Source organism: Pantoea sp. CFCC18177 (assembly GCF_059412425.1).
In genome coordinates this window covers 44,337-67,116 of sequence record NZ_JBNBPL010000026.1, presented here as the reverse complement: position 1 = coordinate 67,116, position 22,780 = coordinate 44,337, and the positions used below count along the sequence as shown (strand labels likewise).

At 53.2% G+C, this 22,780-nt stretch carries 20 protein-coding genes; 6 read left to right on the top strand and 14 right to left on the bottom strand.

What is annotated here, in order from left to right; genetic code table 11:
• Positions 1–23 precede the first annotated feature (23 nt).
• Genes dxs through xseB form a run of 3 tightly spaced genes read right to left on the bottom strand, consistent with a single transcriptional unit; the run spans position 24 to position 3,050 of the window.
• Positions 24–1,889 (bottom strand): 1-deoxy-D-xylulose-5-phosphate synthase, encoded by a 1,866-nt coding sequence (gene dxs / locus ACPUC8_RS21350; protein WP_494927269.1) that lies wholly within the window; start codon positions 1,887–1,889, stop codon positions 24–26.
• Between the two features lie 19 nt (positions 1,890–1,908).
• Complete coding sequence (gene ispA, locus ACPUC8_RS21345; RefSeq protein WP_494927268.1) at positions 1,909–2,808, bottom strand: (2E,6E)-farnesyl diphosphate synthase; 900 nt, start codon at positions 2,806–2,808, stop codon at positions 1,909–1,911.
• Positions 2,808–3,050 carry an exodeoxyribonuclease VII small subunit gene (gene xseB, locus ACPUC8_RS21340; RefSeq protein WP_039330029.1) on the bottom strand — a complete coding sequence of 81 codons (243 nt, stop codon included), beginning with the start codon at positions 3,048–3,050 and terminating at the stop codon, positions 2,808–2,810. Before xseB ends, ispA begins: the two co-directional genes overlap by 1 nt.
• A gap of 235 nt (positions 3,051–3,285) precedes the next feature.
• Between xseB and thiI the strand changes: the two genes are divergently transcribed.
• Complete coding sequence (thiI, locus tag ACPUC8_RS21335; RefSeq protein WP_494927267.1) at positions 3,286–4,734, top strand: tRNA uracil 4-sulfurtransferase ThiI; 1,449 nt, start codon at positions 3,286–3,288, stop codon at positions 4,732–4,734.
• A 122-nt stretch (positions 4,735–4,856) separates the two neighbouring features.
• Here thiI and yajL read toward each other — a convergent pair whose 3' ends face one another.
• Together yajL and panE are read right to left on the bottom strand one after the other, a co-directional pair.
• Complete coding sequence (yajL, locus tag ACPUC8_RS21330; RefSeq protein ID WP_039330031.1) at positions 4,857–5,468, bottom strand: protein deglycase YajL; 612 nt, start codon at positions 5,466–5,468, stop codon at positions 4,857–4,859.
• Positions 5,422–6,342, bottom strand: coding sequence for a 2-dehydropantoate 2-reductase (gene panE, locus ACPUC8_RS21325; RefSeq protein WP_039330032.1), 921 nt, complete (start codon positions 6,340–6,342; stop codon positions 5,422–5,424). The genes yajL and panE overlap by 47 nt, the downstream gene beginning before the upstream one ends.
• Before the next feature lie 125 nt (positions 6,343–6,467).
• Here panE and ACPUC8_RS21320 point away from each other — a divergent pair, with 125 nt between their 5' ends.
• A complete protein-coding gene (locus tag ACPUC8_RS21320; protein ID WP_039330035.1) occupies positions 6,468–6,959 on the top strand; it encodes a YajQ family cyclic di-GMP-binding protein in 492 nt (163 codons plus the stop codon).
• Here the strand turns inward: ACPUC8_RS21320 and ACPUC8_RS21315 are convergent.
• Positions 6,956–8,728: a sigma-54-dependent Fis family transcriptional regulator gene (locus ACPUC8_RS21315; RefSeq protein WP_039330037.1), complete on the bottom strand. Its 1,773-nt coding sequence runs from the start codon at positions 8,726–8,728 to the stop codon at positions 6,956–6,958. The two genes, ACPUC8_RS21320 and ACPUC8_RS21315, sit on opposite strands and share 4 nt — an antisense overlap.
• Before the next feature lie 291 nt (positions 8,729–9,019).
• Between ACPUC8_RS21315 and exaC the strand changes: the two genes are divergently transcribed.
• Positions 9,020–10,540 carry an acetaldehyde dehydrogenase ExaC gene (exaC, locus tag ACPUC8_RS21310; protein ID WP_494927266.1) on the top strand — a complete coding sequence of 507 codons (1,521 nt, stop codon included), beginning with the start codon at positions 9,020–9,022 and terminating at the stop codon, positions 10,538–10,540.
• Positions 10,541–10,576: 36 nt separating this feature from the next.
• Positions 10,577–11,611 carry an alcohol dehydrogenase AdhP gene (adhP, locus tag ACPUC8_RS21305; protein ID WP_197063315.1) on the top strand — a complete coding sequence of 345 codons (1,035 nt, stop codon included), beginning with the start codon at positions 10,577–10,579 and terminating at the stop codon, positions 11,609–11,611.
• A 109-nt stretch (positions 11,612–11,720) separates the two neighbouring features.
• Here adhP and ACPUC8_RS21300 read toward each other — a convergent pair whose 3' ends face one another.
• From ACPUC8_RS21300 to ACPUC8_RS21265, 8 genes are all read right to left on the bottom strand, one after another.
• The gene (locus ACPUC8_RS21300; RefSeq protein ID WP_039330041.1) at positions 11,721–13,085 is read right to left on the bottom strand and encodes an MFS transporter; all 1,365 of its coding nucleotides are present in this window, start codon (positions 13,083–13,085) and stop codon (positions 11,721–11,723) included.
• Between the two features lie 130 nt (positions 13,086–13,215).
• Positions 13,216–14,103: a heme o synthase gene (cyoE, locus tag ACPUC8_RS21295; RefSeq protein WP_039330043.1), complete on the bottom strand. Its 888-nt coding sequence runs from the start codon at positions 14,101–14,103 to the stop codon at positions 13,216–13,218.
• Positions 14,104–14,116: 13 nt separating this feature from the next.
• Positions 14,117–14,446, bottom strand: coding sequence for a cytochrome o ubiquinol oxidase subunit IV (locus ACPUC8_RS21290; RefSeq protein ID WP_034828092.1), 330 nt, complete (start codon positions 14,444–14,446; stop codon positions 14,117–14,119).
• Positions 14,446–15,060, bottom strand: coding sequence for a cytochrome o ubiquinol oxidase subunit III (locus ACPUC8_RS21285; RefSeq protein ID WP_038648564.1), 615 nt, complete (start codon positions 15,058–15,060; stop codon positions 14,446–14,448). Before ACPUC8_RS21285 ends, ACPUC8_RS21290 begins: the two co-directional genes overlap by 1 nt.
• Positions 15,060–17,042 (bottom strand): cytochrome o ubiquinol oxidase subunit I, encoded by a 1,983-nt coding sequence (gene cyoB, locus ACPUC8_RS21280; RefSeq protein WP_039330047.1) that lies wholly within the window; start codon positions 17,040–17,042, stop codon positions 15,060–15,062. Before cyoB ends, ACPUC8_RS21285 begins: the two co-directional genes overlap by 1 nt.
• A 4-nt stretch (positions 17,043–17,046) precedes the next feature.
• Positions 17,047–17,973 (bottom strand): cytochrome o ubiquinol oxidase subunit II, encoded by a 927-nt coding sequence (gene cyoA, locus ACPUC8_RS21275; RefSeq protein WP_039330050.1) that lies wholly within the window; start codon positions 17,971–17,973, stop codon positions 17,047–17,049.
• A 439-nt stretch (positions 17,974–18,412) separates the two neighbouring features.
• Positions 18,413–19,900: a muropeptide MFS transporter AmpG gene (gene ampG / locus ACPUC8_RS21270; protein ID WP_039330051.1), complete on the bottom strand. Its 1,488-nt coding sequence runs from the start codon at positions 19,898–19,900 to the stop codon at positions 18,413–18,415.
• A gap of 53 nt (positions 19,901–19,953) precedes the next feature.
• Positions 19,954–20,532 carry a lipoprotein gene (locus ACPUC8_RS21265; protein WP_039330053.1) on the bottom strand — a complete coding sequence of 193 codons (579 nt, stop codon included), beginning with the start codon at positions 20,530–20,532 and terminating at the stop codon, positions 19,954–19,956.
• Positions 20,533–20,800: 268 nt separating this feature from the next.
• On the opposite strand from ACPUC8_RS21265, the gene bolA reads away from it, so the two are divergent.
• Both bolA and tig read left to right on the top strand, forming a co-directional pair.
• Positions 20,801–21,115 carry a transcriptional regulator BolA gene (gene bolA / locus ACPUC8_RS21260; RefSeq protein WP_039330055.1) on the top strand — a complete coding sequence of 105 codons (315 nt, stop codon included), beginning with the start codon at positions 20,801–20,803 and terminating at the stop codon, positions 21,113–21,115.
• 302 nt (positions 21,116–21,417) lie between these two features.
• Positions 21,418–22,722, top strand: a complete 1,305-nt coding sequence (tig, locus tag ACPUC8_RS21255) for a trigger factor (protein ID WP_039330057.1) — start codon at positions 21,418–21,420, stop codon at positions 22,720–22,722.
• The last annotated feature ends 58 nt before the right edge of the window (positions 22,723–22,780 follow it).

Here is a 22,780-nt window from a genome sequence, read left to right as displayed (position 1 = left end):
TAGCAGCAGGAGCGGGGAGGGGATTACTGTGCCAGCCAGGCGGTGATTTGCTGCTGAATACCGGCGGCATCCAGCTGATAATCGTGACGAACTTCTTCCTGAGTGCCTTGAGGGATAAATTCGTCCGGCAGACCGAGGTTCAGCACGTGTACGCGCAGGCGCTTCGCCATGACGTATTCATTCACGCCGCTACCGGCACCGCCTTTAATTGCCCCTTCTTCCAGCGTCACCAGCGAATCATGGCTGGCCGCCAGTTCCGCAATCAGCGCTTCATCCAGTGGCTTCACAAAACGCATATCCACCAAGGTGGCGTTGAGCGCTTCCGCTGCCGCCTGCGCTTCTGGCAACAGGGTGCCGAAGTTCAGGATCGCCAGTTTCTCGCCACGGCGTTTCACAATCCCTTTACCGAGCGGCAGTGCAGCCAATGGCTCCAGGGTAGCGCCGGTGCCAGTGCCACGCGGGTAGCGCACGGCGCTTGGGCCATCCTGGTAGTGATAACCGGTGTAGAGCATCTGGCGACACTCGTTTTCATCACTTGGCGTCATGATCACCATTTCTGGCACACAGCGCAGGAAAGCGATATCAAATGCGCCCTGATGGGTCTGTCCGTCAGCCCCCACAATACCGCCGCGATCGATAGCAAACAGGACCGGTAGTTTCTGGATGGCAACGTCGTGAATCAGCTGATCGTAGGCACGCTGCAGGAAAGTGGAGTAAATCGCTACCACCGGCTTGTAGCCGCCAATCGCCATACCCGCCGCGAAAGTCACCGCGTGCTGTTCGGCAATCGCCACATCGAAATATTGCTGCGGATAGTCACGGGAATAGCTGACCATGCCTGAGCCTTCGCGCATCGCGGGCGTTACCGCCATCAGGCGCGGATCGTCAGCGGCCATTTCGCTGAGCCAGTTGCCAAAAATTTTGGAATAGCTCGGCAATCCAGGGGCGCTTTTGGGCAGAGAACCACTGGCAGGATCAAATTTCGGTACGGCATGCCAGGCGATCGGATCTTGCTCTGCTGGCGCGTATCCTTTGCCCTTTTTGGTCATGATGTGCAGGAACTGCGGGCCTTTTAAGTCTCGCATGTTCTTCAGCGTGCTGACCAGCGTCAGCACATCGTGGCCATCGACCGGGCCAATATAGTTGAAGCCCAGCTCTTCAAACAGCGTGCCCGGTACCACCATCCCTTTCAGATGTTCTTCGGTGCGCTTCACCAGCTCTTTGATCGGTGGCAGACCACCCAATACGCGCTTGCCGCCTTCGCGCAGGCGTGAATAGGTTTTGCCCGAGAGGATCTGAGCCAGGCGATTGTTGAGTGCGCCGACGTTCTCAGAGATCGACATCTCGTTATCGTTGAGGATCACCAGCATGTCGGGCTTGATGTCACCCGCGTGGTTCATCGCTTCAAACGCCATGCCGGCGGTAATTGCGCCATCGCCGATGATACAGGCGGTGCGGCGGCCTTTGCCTTCACGCTCAGCAGCAACGGCCATACCCAAACCGGCGCTGATGGAGGTCGACGAGTGGCCGACGCTCAATACGTCATATTCGCTCTCGCCACGCCATGGGAAAGGATGCAGGCCATTTTTCTGACGGATGGTACCGATACGATCGCGGCGTCCGGTCAAAATTTTATGCGGGTAAGCCTGATGGCCAACGTCCCACACCAAGTGGTCAAACGGGGTGTTATAAACATAATGCAGCGCGACGGTTAGTTCGACGACGCCCAGACCCGATGCGAAGTGGCCGGAAGATCGGCTCACGCTGTCCAGCAGATACTGACGCAGTTCGTCACACAGTACCGGAAGTTTTTCTTTCGGTAATAAACGTAATTCCTGAACCGTGCTTGCTAACGCCAGTGTCGGGTATTTTGCAATATCAAAACTCATCAGAGACTCATTATGAAAGTTATTTATCGCGTTCAATTATGAAGCTTGCCAGTGCTTGCAAGGCGATGGTGTTATAGGACTGCTCCGCCAGAATATCCAGCGCGCCAATCGCTTCCTGATAAAGATCCCAAGCCTTACTGCGAGCGTTTTCCAGCCCCATCAGCGCCGGATAGGTGCTTTTACCTAATGCCTGATCCGCACCCTGGGTTTTGCCTAACACCGCGGTGTCGCCGACCACATCCAGAATGTCATCCTGCACCTGAAACGCCAGTCCGATGGCGTTGGCGTAGGTATCTAAAACCGGCAGGGCGGCACGGCCACGTTCGCCTGCAGCCAAGGCGCCAAGACGCACTGCTGCGCGAATCAACGCGCCGGTTTTGTGACGATGAATCTGTTCAAGCTGCGCTAAGTTGACGCTTTTGCCTTCTGCAGCCAGATCCAGCGCTTGTCCGCCGCACATCCCCGCGACGCCGCTGGCCTGAGCCAGTTCAGATATCATAGCAATACGCGCTTCCGCGCTGACGCCCGGCATAGGTTGATCGGCCAGAATCGAAAATGCCAGGGTTTGCAAAGCATCACCGGCGAGAATGGCCGTGTCTTCACCATATTTGATATGGCAGGTTGGCTGCCCGCGGCGTAACGCATCGTCATCCATCGCCGGCAGATCATCATGAATCAGAGAGTAGGCATGAATGCATTCCACGGCAGCTGCCGGTACATCCAGACTGGCCGCATCGGCCTTCAGCATCTCACCCGTGGCATACACCAAAAAGGGGCGCAAACGCTTACCGCCTAATAGTGCCCCATATTGCATCGCTTGCACCAGAGGAGAACTCTGAAAAGGAAGTGGATCTATTAAGCGCGTCAACGCCAGATTGACGCGTTCATGGTACGCGTTCAGTAATTTAGCGAAATCCATTACTCATTTTCCGGCGTGAACGGTGCCAGCGCGGCATCTTTGTCATCGCTGAGCAGGATCTGTACGCGCTGCTCAGCCTGTTGCAGGGTTTGCTGACCAGTACGAGCCAGTTGAACGCCGCGTTCGAATTCGTTTAGCGCCTCTTCAAGCGGTAATTCACCACTCTCCAGACGGCTAACAATCTGTTCCAGTTGCTGTAATGCGCTTTCAAAACTGGCTGGCGCTTCGGCTTTTTTCGGCATATTCAGTGTCGACTCACAGGTTGGGAATCATCTTGCAATCGGTCATGGTAGCCGACGAGGATTAATTAGCAAATTAATGAATGTGATGACGGTTGCTTGAAGCAGTCGCATCACAAAGGTGGTATACTTTTGCGCCTCGGATGCGGGTGCTTTTGCTTAACCCGTAATTATATGATCTTAACAGCTAAGTGCCGATGCTTTTAGCACTTATTTGCCCAAACGAACCAGTATCCTCATGAAGTTTATCATCAAGCTCTTCCCAGAAATCACCATCAAAAGTCAGTCGGTGCGTCTGCGTTTTATCAAGATTTTGACCGGCAACATCCGTAATACGCTGCGTACGGTCGACGAAGAGATCGCCGTGGTGCGCCACTGGGATCACATCGAAGTCCGCGCGAAGAAGGAATCCTTGCGTGATGTGGTTATTGATGAGCTGACGCGTATTCCCGGTATTCATCATGTGTTGGCGGTGGAAGATCAGCCTTATACCGACATGCACGATATCTTTGAGCAGACGCTGGCGCTCAATCGCGAACGTCTTGAGGGCAAAAGCTTCTGTGTGCGCGTTAAGCGCCGCGGCAAACACAGCTTCAGCTCAATTGATGTGGAGCGTTACGTTGGTGGTGGTCTTAATCAGCACATTGAAACGGCCCGCGTGCAGTTGAATCACCCGGACGTGACGGTGAATCTGGAGATTGAAGACGATCGTCTGCTGCTGATTACTGGGCGTTATGCCGGGCTGGGTGGTTTCCCTATTGGCACGCAAGAAGATGTGCTGTCGCTGATCTCCGGTGGCTTCGATTCCGGTGTGTCCAGCTATATGCTGATGCGTCGTGGTTGCCGCGTGCATTACTGCTTCTTTAACCTTGGCGGCGCCGCGCATGAAATTGGCGTCCGTCAGGTGGCACACTATTTGTGGCAGCGTTTTGGCCGCTCACATCGCGTGCGCTTTGTGGCGATCAACTTTGAACCGGTGGTCGGTGAGATTCTGGAAAAAGTCGATGACGGCCAGATGGGCGTGGTGCTGAAACGTATGATGGTACGTGCGGCCTCTATGGTCGCTGAGCGTTACGGCGTGCAGGCACTGGTGACCGGTGAAGCGCTGGGCCAGGTGTCGAGCCAGACGCTGACCAACCTGCGTCTTATTGATAACGCCTCTGATACTTTGATTCTGCGCCCGCTGATTTCGCACGATAAAGAGCACATCATCGATCTGGCGCGCAAAATCGGTACCGAAGATTTTGCCAAAACCATGCCGGAATATTGTGGTGTGATCTCTAAAAGCCCAACGGTGAAAGCGGTGAAGGCGAAGATCGAAGCGGAAGAACAGAACTTCGATTTTGAGATCCTCAATCGCATGGTACAGGAAGCCACCAACGTCGATATCCGTGAGATTGCCGAAAAGGCCCAGGAAGAAGTGGTTGAAGTGGAGACTGTGGCTTCATTCATGGCCAACGACGTGGTGCTGGATATCCGTTCGGTGGATGAGCAGGAAGCCTCGCCCTTGCAGGTAGAAGGCGTGGACGTGAAATCACTGCCGTTCTACAAGCTGAGTACCCAGTTTGGCGATTTGGATCAGGCGAAAACCTGGCTGCTGTATTGCGATCGTGGCGTGATGAGCCGTTTACAGGCGCTGTATCTGCATGAGCAGGGCTTTAAAAATGTGAAGGTTTATCGCCCGTAACGGCGATAGATCAAGTAGCGGCGCGATTTATCGCGCGTGTTGCATCCGGCACCTTGCCGCTGTGACATGCGCAATGAATTGCGCCGCTACCCTTATGTCCGTTTTACTGCGTCACAACGCTGTTATTCACGCTCTTCAAATTCCTGATAATTATAAATCCCTGCCGCCAGCACCAGCTGTGACGCCACATCACGCGCTTTCTCTTTATCCACCAACAAATCAATCAGTTTTAGCGCAAAATCCATCGAAGTGCCCGGCCCCTGGCTGGTTAACAGGTTGACGCGCGGGTCCCAGGCCACGCGGCGATCCATCCAGTGTTTATCGGGGATGGTGTCACGCAATCCGGGAAAACCCGTCATGTTTCCTACCGGAAACAGGTCGTGTGGAATAAGCACTGTGCCCGGTGCAGCGCAGATAGCCGCAACAATTTTTCCAGCGAGGTGAAATTGACGTACCGTTTCCACCAGCAGTGGGCTGTCACGAAATGTCTCCGCGCCTTTCAGGCCGCCTGGCAAGACGATGGCGTCATAATCGTTATCGGCCACTTCGACCAAAGGCGCATCCGCCAGCAGGCGCACACCGCGTGAGCAAACAATCTCGCACGTGCCGTCGCTCTCTACGCTGGCAGTGGTGACGCTGATACCGCCGCGTACCAGCAGATCGAGGGTGGTAACGGCTTCGATCTCTTCACTGCCATGTGCCAGGCAAACCAGAACCGATGCGTTCGCGCTCATATTGGGACTCCTTGCGTTTAATCAGGTCGTACAAACGGGTGTTTTCCGGCAGGGTAATCCCCTGCGCGCGGGCGCGGCGCAGCAGGTAGCCGGTGATGTAATCAATTTCGGTCAGACGCTGCGCGCGCACGTCCTGCAACATCGAGGAGGTATTGCCCGCGGTGCTGTCAATGACGTCATAAATGATGTCGCGCAGGTTATCGACCGCGATGTGCTGGCCCTCGCGCTCCATCACCCAGGCGATCTCTTCACACAGCGTGGCAATCTGCTCTGGCCAGGCGCGCAGAGCACCATTCTGGCAATCATGCTCAACGGTGAGCGGATTGATCACGCAATTCACCGCCAGTTTGCGCCAGCTGGCGGAAGCAATGTTGTCATGCCAGGCCACGTCAGGCAGCGCCTGATGCAGGATGTCAGCGAGATCGCTCAGTGAGGCGCTTTCGCGACTGGTGGGGCCGATATGAGTTATACCGTATGCCACATGTTTGATTACCGTGCCATCGCGCATTGCGGCGTGGGTGGTAATCCCCCGCAACAGGGGCTGTGGCAGCTCTTTGAGTTCTTCCAGCGTGCCCATACCGTTATGCAGTAATAGAATCGGCGCATGTGCCGGCAACACACTTTGCAGGTTCTTCACTGCCGGAGAAACCTGCGGCGCTTTCAGTGTCACCAGCAGCAGCTGACTTTCAGCAAGAAACAGCGGATCGTTGGCAATGAACGTGTGATTGCTGGCGTTGCCTTGGGGATCGATCACGTTTACCGAGCAGTAGGGTTGCGGCACGCGCAACCAGCCCTGAACCTCATGTCCCTGGCGTGCGAGAGCGGCGAGCCAAATCTGACCCAGGGCGCCGCAACCCAACACGGTAATTTTCATTTTGCCTCCCGCTGAGGGGTTCTCAATTTCACGACATCGTTAAGTATAGCTTTCCGCGTATCGTGTTTAATTAGCGCCATAAGACGCGTATTATGCATGTCACTTTAGTATCAGGAGAAGAAAAGATGCCATCTTTCGATATCGTTTCCGAAGTCGAACTGCCGGAAGTGCGTAATGCGGTGGAGAATGCCAACCGTGAGATCTCAACCCGTTTCGATTTCCGCAACGTGAGCGCTTCCATTGAGCTCAACGAAAAGAATGAGTCCATCAAAATCACCAGCGAATCTGATTTTCAGGTTAAACAGCTGGTGGATATTTTGCGCGAGAAGCTGCTGAAACGCGGTATTGAAGGCGCAGCGATTGAAGTGCCAGAAGAGATCATTCACAGCGGTAAAAGCTGGAGCGTGGAAGCCAAGCTGAAAAAAGGTATCGAAAGCGATATCGCTAAAAAGCTGGTCAAGCTGATCAAAGACAGCAAGTTGAAGGTGCAGACGCAAATTCAGGGTGAAGAACTGCGCGTGACCGGAAAATCACGTGATGACCTGCAAGGTGCCATGGCGCTGGTGCGCGGCGGCAACCTCGGTCAGCCATTCCAGTTCAAAAACTTCCGCGATTAATCGCGTTTGTCGCGTGCCGCACGACGATAGAGCGTGCTGCGCGCGACGCCTAATGCTTCTGCTGTTTTACTGATATTGCCGTTGAAGCGCTGCAGCGTTTCGCTAATCAAGCGTTCATCATGGCTTTGACGATCTTCGATGGGCATTATTGCTGCCCGGCGGTATTCGGCCGGTAAATGCACATCCGTTACCTCTTCGCCTTCATCGGCTAACGCCAACAGCACGCGCAACAAACTGCGCAGCTGACGTACATTTCCCGGCCAGGGCAACTGCGCCAGCGATTCCAGTAAGGCGGGGGAAAGTTGAATATCACGTTCAGCACCGCCCAGTTCAATCCACAACCGACTGATAAAGCCCTGAACGTCTGGCCAGGCTCGCAGCGGTGGGATGGTCATGGAAAATTCCTGCAGGCGGTACAACAGATCCTCGCGGAATTCGCCTTCAGCCACTCGCTGCGCTAAATCACGGTGCGTGGCGCAAATCACGGCAAAGTTCACCGGCCAACTGCGACTGGACCCGAGTGGCGCCACTTCTTTCTCCTGCAGCACGCGCAGCAGACGGGTTTGCAACGACAGCGGCATATCGCCGATCTCATCCAGGAACAGCACGCCGCCATCGGCCTCGCGGATTTTACCGATGTAGCCATTTTTGCTGGCGCCGGTAAAGGCACCGGGCTGATAACCAAACAGCTCCGACTCGATTAACGCTTCGGGGATCGCCGCACAGTTGATCGCGACAAATTTACCGTCACGCCAGCGGCTTTGCTGGTGCAGCGCACGGCTCACATACTCTTTGCCGCTGCCGGTTTCTCCGTGAATACAGAGTGAAACACCCGCATTCATCAGGCGCACCATTTTTTCGCCATCACGGCGTAATGAGAAGGGCAGATCGACGGCGGGTTCACTCGGTGTCGCAAAGTGCTGGCGATGGGGCGCGCGCAGGCGGAAATAATAGTGTTGCTGGGCATAATCGATCGGCAGCGGGATGCTATTGGCCTGCTGTTCTAGCTGCGGAAACAGTTGTTGAAACGTTAGCGTACCCAGTTGCTCGGCGCTCAGTGCCAACTCCCGCATCGCAATGCGGTTGGCGGCCGTCAGCACGTTATCGGAAAACACCAGCAGCAACTCATCGCTGGTATCAATGCCCTGTGGTTCGACATGCAGGCTCATCAGCCACTGTTGCGGATGCAGGCTCTGCTTAACCCACAAATATTCGATCTGCTTCGCGGCGGCCTGCACCCACTGGAAGGTTTGCGGGTGAGGGAAGTGCGCTGGGCCAGAAATGTCCAAAACGCCCGCAATCTGTCCATTGGGCATCTGCAGCGGCATCGCTGCGCAATACAGGTCTTGATTGAGGGTAAGGAAGTGCTGATGACCGTCGATCTCACAGCCATCATTAATTGCGAGTGCAGTGCCAATGGCGTTGGTGCCGCGTCCACATTCACTCCACAGATTGCCTGGCGCCAGGGCAAAGCGTTGCGCTTTCTCCATCGATTGCATATCGCCAAAAGTATTCAGCACCAGCCCGGTCGCATCAGAGAGGATCAATACTGACTGTTTCTCGGCCAGTTTCTGCGCCAGTTGTTTGATCACCGGCTGCGCGAACTGTTGTAAGCCAGCATTACTGGCAAGCACATCGGCCAGTTCGCCCTGGCGAACGCGCGGAAAATCATCGGCGGTGCGGTCGAGACCATACAGCTGGCTACGGAACCAGGAGTCGCTCAAGAGCGGATTGGTATGAACGGCAGACGCGGCTGAATTTCCCTGCATTGGTAACCTCATGCCTAAGCGAAAGTGTTGCGACATTGTAGCGGTTCGGTTTCTGTGGTGTTGCGATACGCAACACAGATGAGGATTTTAACTGTCAGAACCCGCGCGACTAAAAGGGCTATTGGTTTTATAACGCGATGATAGATATAACGATTTTTTAAATTTTCGCAAGCTGAAAAAAACTGGCACGTCCGCTGCAATAGTCATCACGGCAGCGGGCTGTTCAATCTGTTGACCCACAGGTTGCCGCTGCCAGCTTATAAGACCTGACCCTACATGAAGGAGTTTGCGATGCGTTATGCACATCCCGGTACGCCCGGCGCTTTGGTGACCTTCAAAGCGACCTACGGTAATTTTATTGCGGGCAAATTCACAGAGCCTCTCAGCGGCCAGTATTTCACTAACACCTCGCCAGTTGATGGCAGCGATATTGCGAAATTTCCGCGTTCGGATGCACGCGATATCGATTTAGCACTGGACGCTGCTCATCAGGCCGCTGACGCCTGGGGAAAAACCAGCGTACAACATCGCGCCAACCTGCTGTTGAAGGTGGCCGACTGCATTGAAGCCAATCTCGAAATGCTCTCCGTCGCGGAAAGTTGGGATAACGGAAAACCGATTCGAGAAACCCTGAATGCGGATTTACCGCTGGCGGTGGATCACTTCCGCTATTTTGCAGGCTGCCTGCGTGCACAGGAAGGCAGTACCGCAGAGATTGATGAAACCACAGTGGCTTATCATTTCCACGAGCCACTGGGCGTGGTGGGCCAAATCATTCCCTGGAACTTCCCGCTGTTGATGGCCGCCTGGAAACTGGCACCGGCGCTGGCGGCAGGCAACTGCGTGGTGCTAAAGCCTGCAGAGCAAACGCCGCTGGCGATCACCTTGTTGATGGAGTTAATTGGCGATCTGTTCCCGGCGGGCGTACTGAACGTGGTGCAAGGTTTTGGCCGCGAAGCCGGTGAAGCACTGGCAACCAGCAAACGTATTGCCAAGATCGCCTTCACCGGTTCAACGCCTGTCGGGCGCCATATCATGGCTTGCGCGGCGGAGAACATCATTCCCTGCACGGTAGAGTTGGGCGGCAAATCACCCAATATTTACTTTGCCGACGTGATGGACGGTGAATCGGACTTTATCGAAAAAGCCGTGGAAGGGTTGGTGTTGGGCTTCTTCAATCAGGGCGAAGTCTGTACCTGTCCGTCCCGTGCCTTGATCCATGAATCCATCTATGAGCCGTTTATGGCACGCGTGATGGACAAAGTCGCCAACATTCGCCGCGGCGATCCGCTGGATACCGACACCATGATCGGTGCGCAGGCCTCACGTCAGCAATTCGACAAAATACTCTCATATATCAACATTGCCCGTGACGAAGGCGGGCAAATTCTAACAGGAGGCGATCGCGCCAGCGTCGCCGCAGAGCTGGATAACGGATTTTATATTCAGCCAACCCTGATCAAAGGCAATAACCAGATGCGTTGTTTCCAGGAAGAGATTTTTGGACCGGTGATTGGTATCACCACCTTTAAAGACGAAGCGGAAGCTTTGGCGATTGCCAATGAAACCCAGTTTGGTCTTGGTGCGGGGGTGTGGACCAGAGACACCAATCTGGCGTACCGCATGGGGCGTGGTATCAAAGCGGGTCGCGTCTGGACCAACTGCTATCACATCTATCCTGCACACGCGGCATTCGGTGGCTATAAGCAATCGGGCGTGGGACGCGAGACCCACAAAATGGCGCTGAGCGCCTATCAACAAACCAAAAATCTGCTGGTCAGCTATGGCACTGCGCCTTTGGGCTTGTTCTAAGTCCGCATCCGATCAAATGGAGAGAGAACGATGAATATGCAAATCAAAACCACCATGAAAGCTGCTGTCGTCAAAGCCTTCGGCGAGCCGTTAGTGATTGAACAAGTGCCGGTTCCACAAGTCGGGCCGGGCCAGATTTTGGTGAAAATCGCTGCTACCGGCGTGTGCCATACCGACCTGCATGCTGCAGAGGGTGACTGGCCCATCAAGCCCAACCCGCCTTTCATTCCGGGCCACGAAGGTGTCGGCCAGGTGGTGGCGCTGGGTGAGGGCGTGAAACATCTTAAACTGGGCGATCGCGTCGGCGTGCCATGGCTGTATTCAGCTTGTGGTCACTGTGAGCACTGTCTCGATAGTTGGGAAACGCTGTGTTTATCGCAGCAGAACGCGGGTTATTCAGTGAACGGCAGCTTCGCGGAATACTGCCTGGCGGATGCTAACTACGTTGGCATTATCCCGGAAAATATCGATTACAACGAAATCGCGCCCATTCTCTGCGCCGGTGTGACGGTTTACAAAGGCCTGAAAATGACCGACACCAAACCGGGTGATTGGGTAGTGGTATCGGGCATCGGTGGCTTAGGGCATATGGCGGTGCAGTACGCGGTGGCGATGGGGCTGAATGTCGCTGCGGTTGATATCGACGATGAGAAGCTGGCGTTTGCTAAGCGCTTGGGTGCCAGCGTGGTGGCCAATGCTAAGAACGTTGATCCTGCGAAAGTGTTCCAGGAAAGTTTTGGCGGCGCACACGGCGTGCTGGTAACGGCGGTTTCGCCTAAGGCCTTCGAACAAGCGATTGGTACCATGCGTCGCGGCGGGACCATGGTGCTGAATGGTCTGCCACCGGGTAAATTCGACCTGTCGATCTTCGATATGGTGCTGGATGGTATTACAGTGCGTGGTTCAATTGTTGGCACGCGTAAAGATTTGCAGGAAGCGTTGGATTTCGCGGGTCGTCATAAGGTGAAAGCGAACGTCGCGGTCGAACCACTGGTCAATATCAACGATATCTTTGCTCGTATGCACGCTGGCAAGATTGAAGGGCGTATTGTGGTGGATATGTCGTTGTAAGGATTGGCATGCTCTGGCATCCCGATGTCGCTATCGTGATGCCATTTAACCGAAGCGGCGCGATTTATCGCGTAATAAATTGCGTCGCTAAGGTTTGTTTTATCTCAAATTAACAGCTGGCGAGCAGCGCTTCGATTTCGACGCGGCTCGTCACTTTACTGTCTATTTTGATGTACGCGCTCTTCTCTTCCGGCACGATAAACACCGAAGAAACCCCCGGTTGTGCTTTCAGACGCTTCTCCAGGTTAGGGACTGCTAACACGTTATCACTTAACACCATACGCAGACTGCTGACATAGGGTGGCTCCTGCATCGACATCGCCACAAACAGCCACGCTGCTGCCACAATCGCACCCACCAGAAATACCGTCTGCGCATCAAAGTGGCCAAAGATCCAGCCGCCCATGCTGCCGCCAATCGCCACACCAATAAACTGGCTGGTGGAGTAAATCCCCATCGCGGTACCTTTGTAGCCTGGCGGTGACTCTTTACTGATCAGAGAGGGCAGAATCGCTTCCATCAGATTAAAGGCAAGGAAGAACAGCTGTACGCCAATCACCAGCGTCCAGAAATGACCCTCTGCACCCCAGAGTACAATTTCCGCGATCAGGATCATGGCAACACAGCCGACAAACACACGTTTCATGCGGCGTTTGACTTCGGCATAAATTATGAAGGGCACCACAGCAACAAACGCCACCAGCATCGTCACCAGATAAATCTTCCAGTGCTCAGAAGCCGGAAGGCCGGCTTGCTCAAACTGACCCGGCAGGGCGACAAAGCTCGACATCAGCAAAATGTGCAGGCAGAGAATGCCGATGTTCAGCTTTAGAAGCTTTGGATTGGCGAGTACCGCGCGGATGCTGCCTTTGACCATGCCTGATTCACGGTTCAATACGTGATTAGGCGCGTTGGGTACCACCAGCAGCGTAATGACGATGCCGAGTGTGGCAAGGATGGCAATCATCCAGAACAACGCATGTAAGCCCAGCGCATGGGTAACGATCGGGCCGACAACCATCGCAATAGCAAAGGTCACGCCGAAGCTGATACCGATAAACGCCATCGCTTTGGTGCGGTTCTGTTCACGGGTAAGGTCGGAAAGCAACGCCATGACAGCCGCGGCAATCGCGCCTGAGCCTTGCAGCGCACGGCCAAGAATCACCCCCCAGATGGAGGTGGTCATGGCAGCAATGACGCTACCGAGAACAAAGAGCAGTAATCCGCCAACGATGAGCGGCTTACGGCCGACACGATCGGAGAGCAGACCAAACGGAATCTGAAACACGGCTTGTGCCAGACCATAGATACCAATTGCCAGACCAATTAAGGTTTCACTGGCTCCCTGCAACGCCATGCCATAGGTGGTGAGTACTGGCAGGACCATAAACATCCCCAACATGCGCAGGGAAAATACTGTACCTAAACCCCATGTAGCCCGAAGCTCTACTGGCGTCATTTTATTGTCGTTCATGTTTACCTCAAAATTAAGCTGCGCCCATTTTAGGCAGCAGGGTAGGGCGGGTAAAACATTTGTTCTTAAGCAGTGGTAACAAAAAGAAAGGGCGCGAAATTCGCGCCCTTTCTGGATTTGCGGAGCTGTATTACCAGACGTACGTCAGTAAGTCTTTTGAGGCCGGTGTCATGAAATCAACCGACATCATCACGCTCAGTGCAGTGATAGCGACAATAGAGAACACGAACAGTTTACGCGCCCAAACTTTATCGTTTGAGGTTTTGTATCCTGAAAGTGCCATGCCAAGCCACCATACGCTCACTGCCGCAGCAACCACCAGATACTTGTAGCCGGCATAACCGCCAAGTGTCAGCATCAGGGTCGCAATCATAAACGCCAGGATATACAGCGTAATATGATTTTTAGCGACCGAAATGCCTTTCACCACCGGCAGAACCGGAATGTTGGCAGCCTGATAATCTTTGAAGCGGAAGATCGCAATCGCGTACGAGTGCGGCATCTGCCACAGGCTAAAGATAGCCAGTAAGATCAAGGCGCCAGCATCAAACTGGTTGGTGACTGCGCAGTAGCCAATCACTGGCGGCGCTGCGCCAGAAAGGCTACCAATCAGTGTGCCGTAGACGGAATTACGCTTCATGTAGAGGCTGTAAATGCCGACGTACACCACGAAGCCCATCACCGCCAGCCACATGGCCAGCGGATTAGCACCGAAATACAGCAGCGCAAAGCCAGCAATACCCAATGCGGTTGCATAAACCAGGCTTACTTTCGCCGAGATCAGGCCTTTGACCAGAACACGGTTCCGCGTTCTCTCCATCTTGATGTCGATATCACGGTCAATCACGTTGTTGAAGACACAACCTGATGCGACAACCAGTGATACGCCCACCAGCGAATAGAGAAACAGGGTGTAATCAATGCTGCCCTTGGAGGCCAGCAGGAATCCACCGATCACAGAAATTAAATTGCCGAAAATAATTCCTGGTTTTGTTACTTGCAGGTATTGCTTAATCATTACGTGTGACTCTTTAGTCGGCCATCATGTTGTAGTTGAGGTTCCACATGATCCACAGTGAGCCGACGACAACAATCAATATAATGAGTGCTGAGAAGACAATCGCCACCATGTTCCAGCCACCTTCTGACTTGCTGTCTAAGTGCAGGAAGTAGACCAGGTGCACCAGCACCTGAACCACTGCACACACCAGAACCACACCCAGAATTGTGCCGTGTGATGCGCCGCCATCCATTACCATCCAGAACGGAATACCGGTCAGGATGATAGAGAGGATGAAGCCGATCATGTAGGACTTCACGCTACCGTGAGAAGCGCCATGTTCGTTAACTGAATGACTCATTACATGGCTCCCATCAGATAGACAACGGTGAATACGCAAATCCACACCACATCCAGGAAGTGCCAGAACAAGCTCAGGCACATGATACGGGTGCGGTTGGTTGCAGTCAGACCACGTTTAGAGATCTGGAACATCATCACTGCCATCCAGATCAGGCCAGAGGTCACGTGCAGACCGTGGGTACCGACCAGCGTGAAGAACGCTGACAAGAAGCCACTGCGGTCAGGACCAAAGCCTTCCAGAATCAGGTGATGGAATTCATAGATTTCCATACCGATGAATCCGGCACCGAACAGGAAGGTCAATGCCAACCAGCTGATGACCGAACCCTTGTTCTGGTTGTTCATCGCAATCACTGCCATTCCATAAGTAATGGAGCTGAGCAGCAGCAGCGCGGTTTCAACCAGCACAAACGGCAGTTCAAAGATGTCTTTACCTGCCGGGCCACCGGCAGTGTTATTGACCATAACTGCATAGGTCGCAAACAGGGTTGCGAAGATAATGCAGTCACTCATCAGGTAGATCCAGAAGCCAAAGACTTTATTGGCTCCTGCATCGTGATGCCCATGCTCCGCATGGGCGTCGTGGTGGTGTTTTGCAGTTTCAGTTGACATTATTTCAGACCTGCTTTGCTGATTTCGTCAAAGTGCTTCTTCTCGATTTGCTCAACTTCAGCAACCGGAACGTAGTAATCCACGTCTTCATCGAAGCTCTTCACAATCCAGGTCACAATTGTGGCCAGGAAGGTAAGGCCAGCCAGCCACCAGATGTGCCAGATCATCGCGAAACCAAATACGGTCATGAATGCTGCGATAATCAGGGCTGCGCCGCTGTTTTTCGGCATATGAATTTCTTCATATTTTTCTGGTTGCTTGTAGGCTTCGCCTTTTTCTTTCATTTCCCAGAACGCATCACGCTCGTGGATATGAGGGATAACAGCAAAGTTGTAGAACGGTGGCGGTGAAGAGGTTGCCCACTCCAGCGTACGACCGCCCCACGGGTCACCGGTCAGATCGCGGTTCTGGTCGCGGTCACGCACAGAAACGTAGAACTGGGTAATCTGGCACAGGATACCGCATGCAATCAGTGCCGCACCGCCTGCTGCAACCACCAGCAGTGAGTGGAACTGAGGATCGATGTCCTGGCTGATACGACGAGTCATACCCATGAAGCCCAGCGCGTACAGCGGCATGAAGGCAACGAAGAAACCGATGATCCAGAACCAGAAGGCGCGGATACCCCATTTTTCGTTCAGGGTGAAGCCGAATGCTTTCGGGAACCAGTAGGTCACACCTGCCATACAACCGAACACCACACCACCGATAATGACGTTATGGAAGTGAGCAATCAGGAACAGGCTGTTATGCAGAATGAAGTCTGCACCTGGAACCGCCAGCAGAACACCTGTCATACCACCGATAGAGAAGGTGACCAGGAAGCCGATGGTCCACAGCATCGCTGAGTGGAACTCAACGCGACCCTGATACATGGTGAACAGCCAGTTGAAGATTTTCACGCCGGTCGGAATCGCGATGATCATCGTCATGATACCGAAGAAGGCGTTAACGTTCGCACCGGCACCCATGGTGAAGAAGTGGTGCAGCCAAACGATGAACGACAGAACGGTAATGGCGATGGTCGCCCACACCAGAGAGGTGTAACCAAACAGACGCTTTTTCGAGAAGGTCGCAGTGACTTCCGCGAACACACCGAAGACCGGCAGAACCAGGATGTATACTTCCGGGTGACCCCAGACCCAAATCAGGTTGACGTACATCATCATGTTACCGCCCATTTCATTGGTGAAGAAATGGAAGCCGAGGTAACGGTCAAGTGTCAACAGTGCCAGCGTAACGGTCAGTACCGGGAACGCAGCGATGATCAGGACGTTAGTACACAGTGATGCCCAGGTGAATACAGGCATTTTGAACAGGTCCATGCCCGGTGCACGCATCTTCAGAATGGTCACGAAGAAGTTGATACCGGTCAGTGTCGTACCGATACCGGAAAGCTGGAGACTCCAGATCCAGTAATCGACCCCGACGCCAGGACTGTATTCCGCGCCCGAAAGTGGCGGATAAGCCAGCCAGCCGGTCTGTGCGAACTCGCCCACACCCAGAGAAATGTTCACCAGGATCACACCGATCGCGGTAAACCAGAAGCTCAGGTTGTTCAGGAACGGGAAGGCAACGTCACGTGCACCGATTTGCAGCGGTACCGCGATGTTCATCAGACCTACCACGAAAGGCATCGCTACGAAGAAGATCATGATCACGCCGTGAGCGGTGAAGATCTGGTCGTAGTGGTGCGGTGGTAAGATGCCGGCTTCACCTGCGGAAGCCATGACTTGTTGGGTACGCATCATTACCGCATCGGCAAAGCCGCGCAGCAGCATGACGAAAGCCATGATGATGTACATGATACCCAGTTTTTTGTGGTCAATAGAGGTAAACCATTCTGACCACAGGTATTGCCACTTACCAAAGTAAGTAATCGCGGCAACCAGTGCCAGACCACCTAAGATGATTGCGGCAACCGTAACCACGATAATGGGTTCGTGGTAGGGCACTGCATCCAGTGTTAATTTTCCGAACATCGTATTATTCCTCGGCTCCCGCAGCAGCGGCGTGATTCATGTCCATGCCTTTGTGCTCTGACATGTCCATTTTCCCGTGGCTCATCATGAACTTATCAATAACCTGCTTGAACAGTTCTGGATTCGCAGTAGAGAAATATTCCACTGGGTGATTTTCGCTTGGCGCAGCCAGTTTCTCGAAATCATCCATGGTAGTCAGCGCGTTAGGTGCTGCTTTAACTTTAGCCACCCACTGCTGGAATTCCGCATCGTCTTTGGTTGCAATGGCTTTGAATTTCATGCCAGAGAAACCGCGACCGCTGAAGTTCGCAGAGATACCGTCAAATGTTCCTGGCTCATTGGCGATCAGGTGCAGTTTAGTCTGCATGCCCGCCATGGCGTAGATCTGGCTACCGAGCGTAGGAATAAAGAAGGAGTTCATTACGGAGTTGGAGGTGATCTTGAAGTTAACCGGAGTGTTTGCCGGGAAGGCAATCTGGTTAACCGTCGCAATACCCTGTTCTGGGTAGATAAACAGCCATTTCCAGTCCAGCGCGACAACATCAATTTCAACCGGCTTCACATCAGAGACCAGCGGTTTGCTTGGCTCTAAAGCGTGAGTCGATTTCCAGGTTAGCACACCGAGGAAGATGATGATCAGGATCGGGATGGTCCAGACCACGGCTTCCACTTTATTAGAGTGTGACCAGTTAGGGCTATATGTTGCATTAGTATTTGTTGCCCGATATTTCCAGGCAAAGAATACCGCCATGAAGACTGCCGGGATAACTACGATCATCATCAAGCCGAAAGCTGTCAGAATCAACGAACGTTGCTCCAGTGCAATCTGTCCTTTGGGATTTAACAACGCACTATCGCAGCCACTGAGTAATACAGCGCCTGCAATTAATGACAAAATCCCCAAACTTTTATTGTATTTCCTGAGTCTCATTTAACGACCTCAATGACAAAGGGCTCTATTGTCGTTTAAGTGTGCGCGCATTTTACGGGAAGGTTTATGCAGTGTAAACCAGCTTAAGGATGTGTCAGAAGGCTGTTGACACCTTTTGCTAAGGGTGTCACAGATGTTGCGGGGGGTGACAAATTATTAACTGCGACAAGCAGTTGGCGTCAATATAACAAAAACAGATGACAGAAACCGCAGAAAAATCAGGGAAAGCATAAACCGTACTTTTTATGCCCACTTATTTAACAATTATGCATCATTTGGGTGACGTGTTTACTACAAAGTAATTGCGCACCGGATTTTAATATTTCCCGAGGTTGTTAAATTAATGTTTCTTTTTCGCGATGAAAAAAATGCTATTCGTTAAAATAAGTTCGTTGTTAATTTTTAGCCAAATATTTAGGCGCTGGCAAATTAGGATCACTTAACTCAGATTGCGTGCTGACGTTTTTCTCAACGCCAGACAATCCAGTGTGACACCCAAGGCTACCGCAACCAGCGCGACAGCCATACCTGCCTCAAACAGCGGCGTCAGGGCTTCTCCCAGATGCCAGACACCTGAGGCGTTAAGCGCTAAAGCCAGCAGCCAGAGCACCAGTAAGCCACAACCCGCGCTGAACAGGCGCACTGTCCAACGATAGCCTTGCGGCCAGAGGCTGCGCATCACAAATTCCCCGTTTTGCTGTATGGCTTGTAACGTGCCACGGCAGACCCACAGCAGCAGCAGGCCTGGTACACCCGCAAACACGGTGAACGCATAGAAGGTCGGCCAGCCCCATAATTCCACCAGCCAGCCTGCGGCTGGGCCTACGTAGACGCGGCCAACCGCAGAAAGTGCGGAGAGTAAGGCGAACTGTGTAGCGGAGAAGGACTTGTTGCACAGCGTCATTAATAGCGCCACGAAGGCGGCCGTGCCCATGCCACCGCACAGATTTTCGATAAACACCGCACTCGCCATACTCCATAAATGAGGTGGCGTGACGGCCAGCAGCCAATACGCAAAGTTGGAGACGGCTTGTAGAATGCCGAAAATCATCAGCGCCCGGAACAGCGTCAGGCGTTGCATCAGTACACCGCCGTAGAGCGCGCCGACAATCGTCGCCAGCAGGCCGAGGGTTTTGTTGACCAAGCCGACATCACCCGCGCTAAAGCCGACGCCGCGAATCAGGAACGTGGTAGTGAGTGACGCGGCAAAGGCATCACCCAGCTTATAAAGGATGATTAAAGTAATCAGCAGCCAGGCGTTATTGCGCAGAAAGAAATCTTTTAGTGGGAAGGTCACGGCCTGGCGCAGTGAATGAGGCTCACGCGCAGGGACCTCTGGCTCTTTCGCCAGAAGAGTCGCGATCAGACCGGGCAGCATCAGGAGTGCCATTAACCAGTAGGTGGCTTGCCAGCCGAGATAGCGATCCGCCATCCATAGCGCCAGGCCACCGGAAATCAACATCGCCAGGCGATAGCCCAGAACAGTAATCGCTGCGCCGCTGCCACGCTCTTCGGGAGGCAGCACGTCGGTTTTCCAGGCATCAAAAACAATGTCCTGTGAGGCGGAGCAAAATGCCACCAGCACCGCTAAGGCGGCCAGCAGAGTAAGATCACGCGAAGGTTGCATAAAGCCCATCGCAACGATGCCCGCGATCAGCGCCACCTGCGTCAGCAAAAGCCAGCCACGGCGACGTCCAAGAAACGGCGGGGTATAGCGATCCATCATCGGCGACCACAAGAACTTAAAGACATAAGCCTGGCCGACAAGGGAGAAGAAACCGATGGTTTTCAAATCGACGTTCTCTACGGTCATCCACGCCTGCAAAGTACCGGCTGTCAGTGCCAGCGGCAGGCCAGAGGCAAACCCCAGCAACAGCAAAACGGCAGCGTTACGTTGGGTGAAAATGCGTAGATAGTGAGAAGTCATAACCAACCTGAAATGAAGCCCGGCCAGAGTGACCGGGCAAAATAGCTGAGGAATTAACGGGCGTTCTGTTTAATGAAGTTATGAACGCTGGTGTCCTGCGCCATATCAGCAATGACATCACTCAGTGTTGAGTTAACCGCATTGGTGATTTTCGCGTTAGTGGCGGTAAATGCGCCTTCAACGCTGTAGGTCTGACGGTAGTTTTTCACCTGCTTGTTACCGTTTTTAGCGGTAGCAATAATAGAGATATCAGCCTTGGTGGTGATGCTGTAGCGCACGTTGCCTTGTGTCACATCAGCGTACAGACCATTGACGACAATCTGCAGGTCGACCGCACCGTTTGGTCCAATCATATAACCGCGCGCAGTCATCTGCTTTTCCAGCACTTCTTGCAGCAGGAAGCGCAGATCGCGCGAAGGCGTCAGCGTCACCAACTGACCATCGCGGTTCACTTTGGCTAATGCCTGATCTGAACGCTGGTCGGCACCGTTTACACTGATGGTGGCACCCATCAGGCTGGGATCCTGCTGTGGTAACTGGATCTTAGGTTGGATATTTAAGGTGGTATTATTGCTGGCGCAGCCGGCCAAAATGAAAGCAGCCAGCAGAGGGAATAACAGTTTTTTCAACATACTCATTCTCGTTAGCATATGGGTTGGTTTGCAAAACTGCGGTCATCATAGCATTGCGTGACGGCGATGAAAGCCCCGTACCAGTGGAAATTGATTGTAAAGGCTTTTTTCAGACAGACAGAGAATCAACTTGGTTGACCTGCCTGCTGAGCCCGTTAAGATGCGCAGCATAACGAGCTTTTTTTCCTGCCCCTGTGCGGAATGGGTAAAAAACCTACTAATATTTAATCAGATGGGGCACAGCGCTCGCCGTTGAGGAGTGTTAAAAATGATTCGCGAACAAATAGAAGAAAAGCTGCGTAAGGCGTTCGAACCTGCACATCTCGAAGTGCATGATGAGAGCTACCGTCATAACGTGCCCGCCGGTTCTGAAAGTCACTTTAAAGTGGTGATTGTCAGTGACCTGTTTACCGGCCAGCGTTTCCTGCAACGTCACCGCGCCATTTATGGTGAATTGACGGAAGAGTTAGCAGGTAGCGTGCACGCGCTGGCATTGCATACCTACACGCAAAAAGAGTGGGATGGATTGCAAGATACTGTACTGGCATCCCCTAATTGTCGCGGTGCGGGCACCCTGGCATAAGTCATGAATTTCCTCTCTCAAAAACGGCCTGCGGGCCGTTTTCTTTTCATCTATTACCCCTAAACGCGATCTGCGGCGCAAAAAAGCAGCAAAACCGCTAAAAAGTGGTGAGTTTGCAGCCTCGACTCATTCCAGCGATGCCGCTATAATGCTGCGTCTATTTTTCCGGAATGTCTTCGGGACGCTTCTGGTAACAGGGATTAGGTTCTGCCTGCAGAGGCCGTCCCGGTTGTTGGATACGGCGCATTACTAATGTGTGGTGTCTGAAGTTGACCGAGCACGTGATTTTTTGAGGTAACAAGATGACAGTTTCAGTAGAAACCACTCAGGGTCTGGGCCGTCGCATTTCGATTACTGTTGCAGCTGACAGCATCGAAAGCGCAGTGAAGAAAGAACTGGTGGAAGTGGCTAAGAAAGTCCGTATCGACGGTTTCCGCAAAGGCAAAGTGCCAGCAAACATCATTTCTCAGCGCTACGGTGCTTCTGTTCGCCAGGACGTACTGGGCGAGCTGATGACGCGCAACTTCGTTGACGCCATCATCAAAGAGAAAATCAACCCAGCTGGCGCACCAAACTACGTGCCAGGTGAGTATAAAGAAGGTGAAGATTTCACCTACGCGGTAGAGTTCGAAGTGTATCCAGAAGTTGAGCTGAAAGGCCTGGATGCTATCGAAGTTGAGAAACCCGTTGTTGAAGTAACTGACGCTGACGTTGATACCATGCTGGAAACCCTGCAGAAGCAGCAGGCGACCTGGAAAGAGAGCGATGCAGCAGCCACTGCTGAAGATCGCGCGACCATCGATTTCAGCGGCTCTGTAGACGGTGAAGAGTTCGAAGGCGGCAAAGCGTCTGACTTCGTACTGGCGATGGGTCAGGGTCGTATGATTCCTGGCTTCGAAGAAGGTGTTGTTGGCCATAAAGCGGGCGAAACCTTCACTATCGACGTGAAATTCCCAGACGATTACCACGCTGAAACCCTGAAAGGGAAAGATGCTAAGTTCGAAATCGTGCTGAAGAAAGTAGAAACGCGTGAGCTGCCAGAACTGACTGAAGAGTTCATCAAGCGCTTTGGCGTTGAAGATGGTTCAGTCGCCGGTCTGCGTGCAGAAGTGCGTAAGAATATGGATCGTGAGCTGAAAGGCGCTATCCGTAACCGCGTGAAGTCTCAGGCTATCGACGGTCTGGTTGAAGCGAACAACATCGACGTACCTGTTGCGTTGATCGACAGCGAAATCGACGTGCTGCGTCGCCAGGCTGCACAGCGTTTTGGTGGCAACGAGAAACAAGCACTGGAACTGCCACGTGAACTGTTCGAAGAGCAGGCAAAACGCCGCGTAGTGGTTGGCCTGCTGTTGGGCGAAGTGATTCGCATCAACGAGCTGAAAGCTGACGAAGACCGCGTTAAAGCGCTGATCGAAGAGATGGCTTCTGCATACGAAGATCCGCAGGAAGTGATCGAGTTCTACAGCAAGAACAACGAGCTGATGAACAACATGCGCAACGTTGCGCTGGAAGAGCAGGCTGTTGAAGCGGTACTGGCGAAAGCCAAAGTGACCGACAAAGCAACCAACTTCCAGGAACTGATGAACCAGACCTCAGCGGCCTGATTCGTTAGTTAACCGAAAGTGCGAAGCCCGCGACTGAAAAGTCGCGGGCTTTTTCTTT

Bases quoted from the DNA above. Each gene is read 5' to 3' on its own strand.
- ispA (WP_494927268.1), bottom strand. From the start codon at position 2,808: ATGGATTTCGCTAAATTACTGAACGCGTACCATGAACGCGTCAATCTG.
- tig (WP_039330057.1), top strand. From the start codon at position 21,418: ATGACAGTTTCAGTAGAAACCACTCAGGGTCTGGGCCGTCGCATTTCG.
- ACPUC8_RS21285 (WP_038648564.1), bottom strand. From the start codon at position 15,060: ATGTCAACTGAAACTGCAAAACACCACCACGACGCCCATGCGGAGCAT.
- exaC (WP_494927266.1), top strand. From the start codon at position 9,020: ATGCGTTATGCACATCCCGGTACGCCCGGCGCTTTGGTGACCTTCAAA.
- cyoE (WP_039330043.1), bottom strand. From the start codon at position 14,103: ATGATTAAGCAATACCTGCAAGTAACAAAACCAGGAATTATTTTCGGC.
- ACPUC8_RS21300 (WP_039330041.1), bottom strand. From the start codon at position 13,085: ATGAACGACAATAAAATGACGCCAGTAGAGCTTCGGGCTACATGGGGT.
- ampG (WP_039330051.1), bottom strand. From the start codon at position 19,900: ATGACTTCTCACTATCTACGCATTTTCACCCAACGTAACGCTGCCGTT.
- yajL (WP_039330031.1), bottom strand. From the start codon at position 5,468: ATGAGCGCGAACGCATCGGTTCTGGTTTGCCTGGCACATGGCAGTGAA.
- thiI (WP_494927267.1), top strand. From the start codon at position 3,286: ATGAAGTTTATCATCAAGCTCTTCCCAGAAATCACCATCAAAAGTCAG.
- bolA (WP_039330055.1), top strand. From the start codon at position 20,801: ATGATTCGCGAACAAATAGAAGAAAAGCTGCGTAAGGCGTTCGAACCT.
- cyoA (WP_039330050.1), bottom strand. From the start codon at position 17,973: ATGAGACTCAGGAAATACAATAAAAGTTTGGGGATTTTGTCATTAATT.
- ACPUC8_RS21315 (WP_039330037.1), bottom strand. From the start codon at position 8,728: ATGCAGGGAAATTCAGCCGCGTCTGCCGTTCATACCAATCCGCTCTTG.
- xseB (WP_039330029.1), bottom strand. From the start codon at position 3,050: ATGCCGAAAAAAGCCGAAGCGCCAGCCAGTTTTGAAAGCGCATTACAG.
- ACPUC8_RS21320 (WP_039330035.1), top strand. From the start codon at position 6,468: ATGCCATCTTTCGATATCGTTTCCGAAGTCGAACTGCCGGAAGTGCGT.
- ACPUC8_RS21290 (WP_034828092.1), bottom strand. From the start codon at position 14,446: ATGAGTCATTCAGTTAACGAACATGGCGCTTCTCACGGTAGCGTGAAG.
- adhP (WP_197063315.1), top strand. From the start codon at position 10,577: ATGCAAATCAAAACCACCATGAAAGCTGCTGTCGTCAAAGCCTTCGGC.
- cyoB (WP_039330047.1), bottom strand. From the start codon at position 17,042: ATGTTCGGAAAATTAACACTGGATGCAGTGCCCTACCACGAACCCATT.
- ACPUC8_RS21265 (WP_039330053.1), bottom strand. From the start codon at position 20,532: ATGTTGAAAAAACTGTTATTCCCTCTGCTGGCTGCTTTCATTTTGGCC.
- panE (WP_039330032.1), bottom strand. From the start codon at position 6,342: ATGAAAATTACCGTGTTGGGTTGCGGCGCCCTGGGTCAGATTTGGCTC.
- dxs (WP_494927269.1), bottom strand. From the start codon at position 1,889: ATGAGTTTTGATATTGCAAAATACCCGACACTGGCGTTAGCAAGCACG.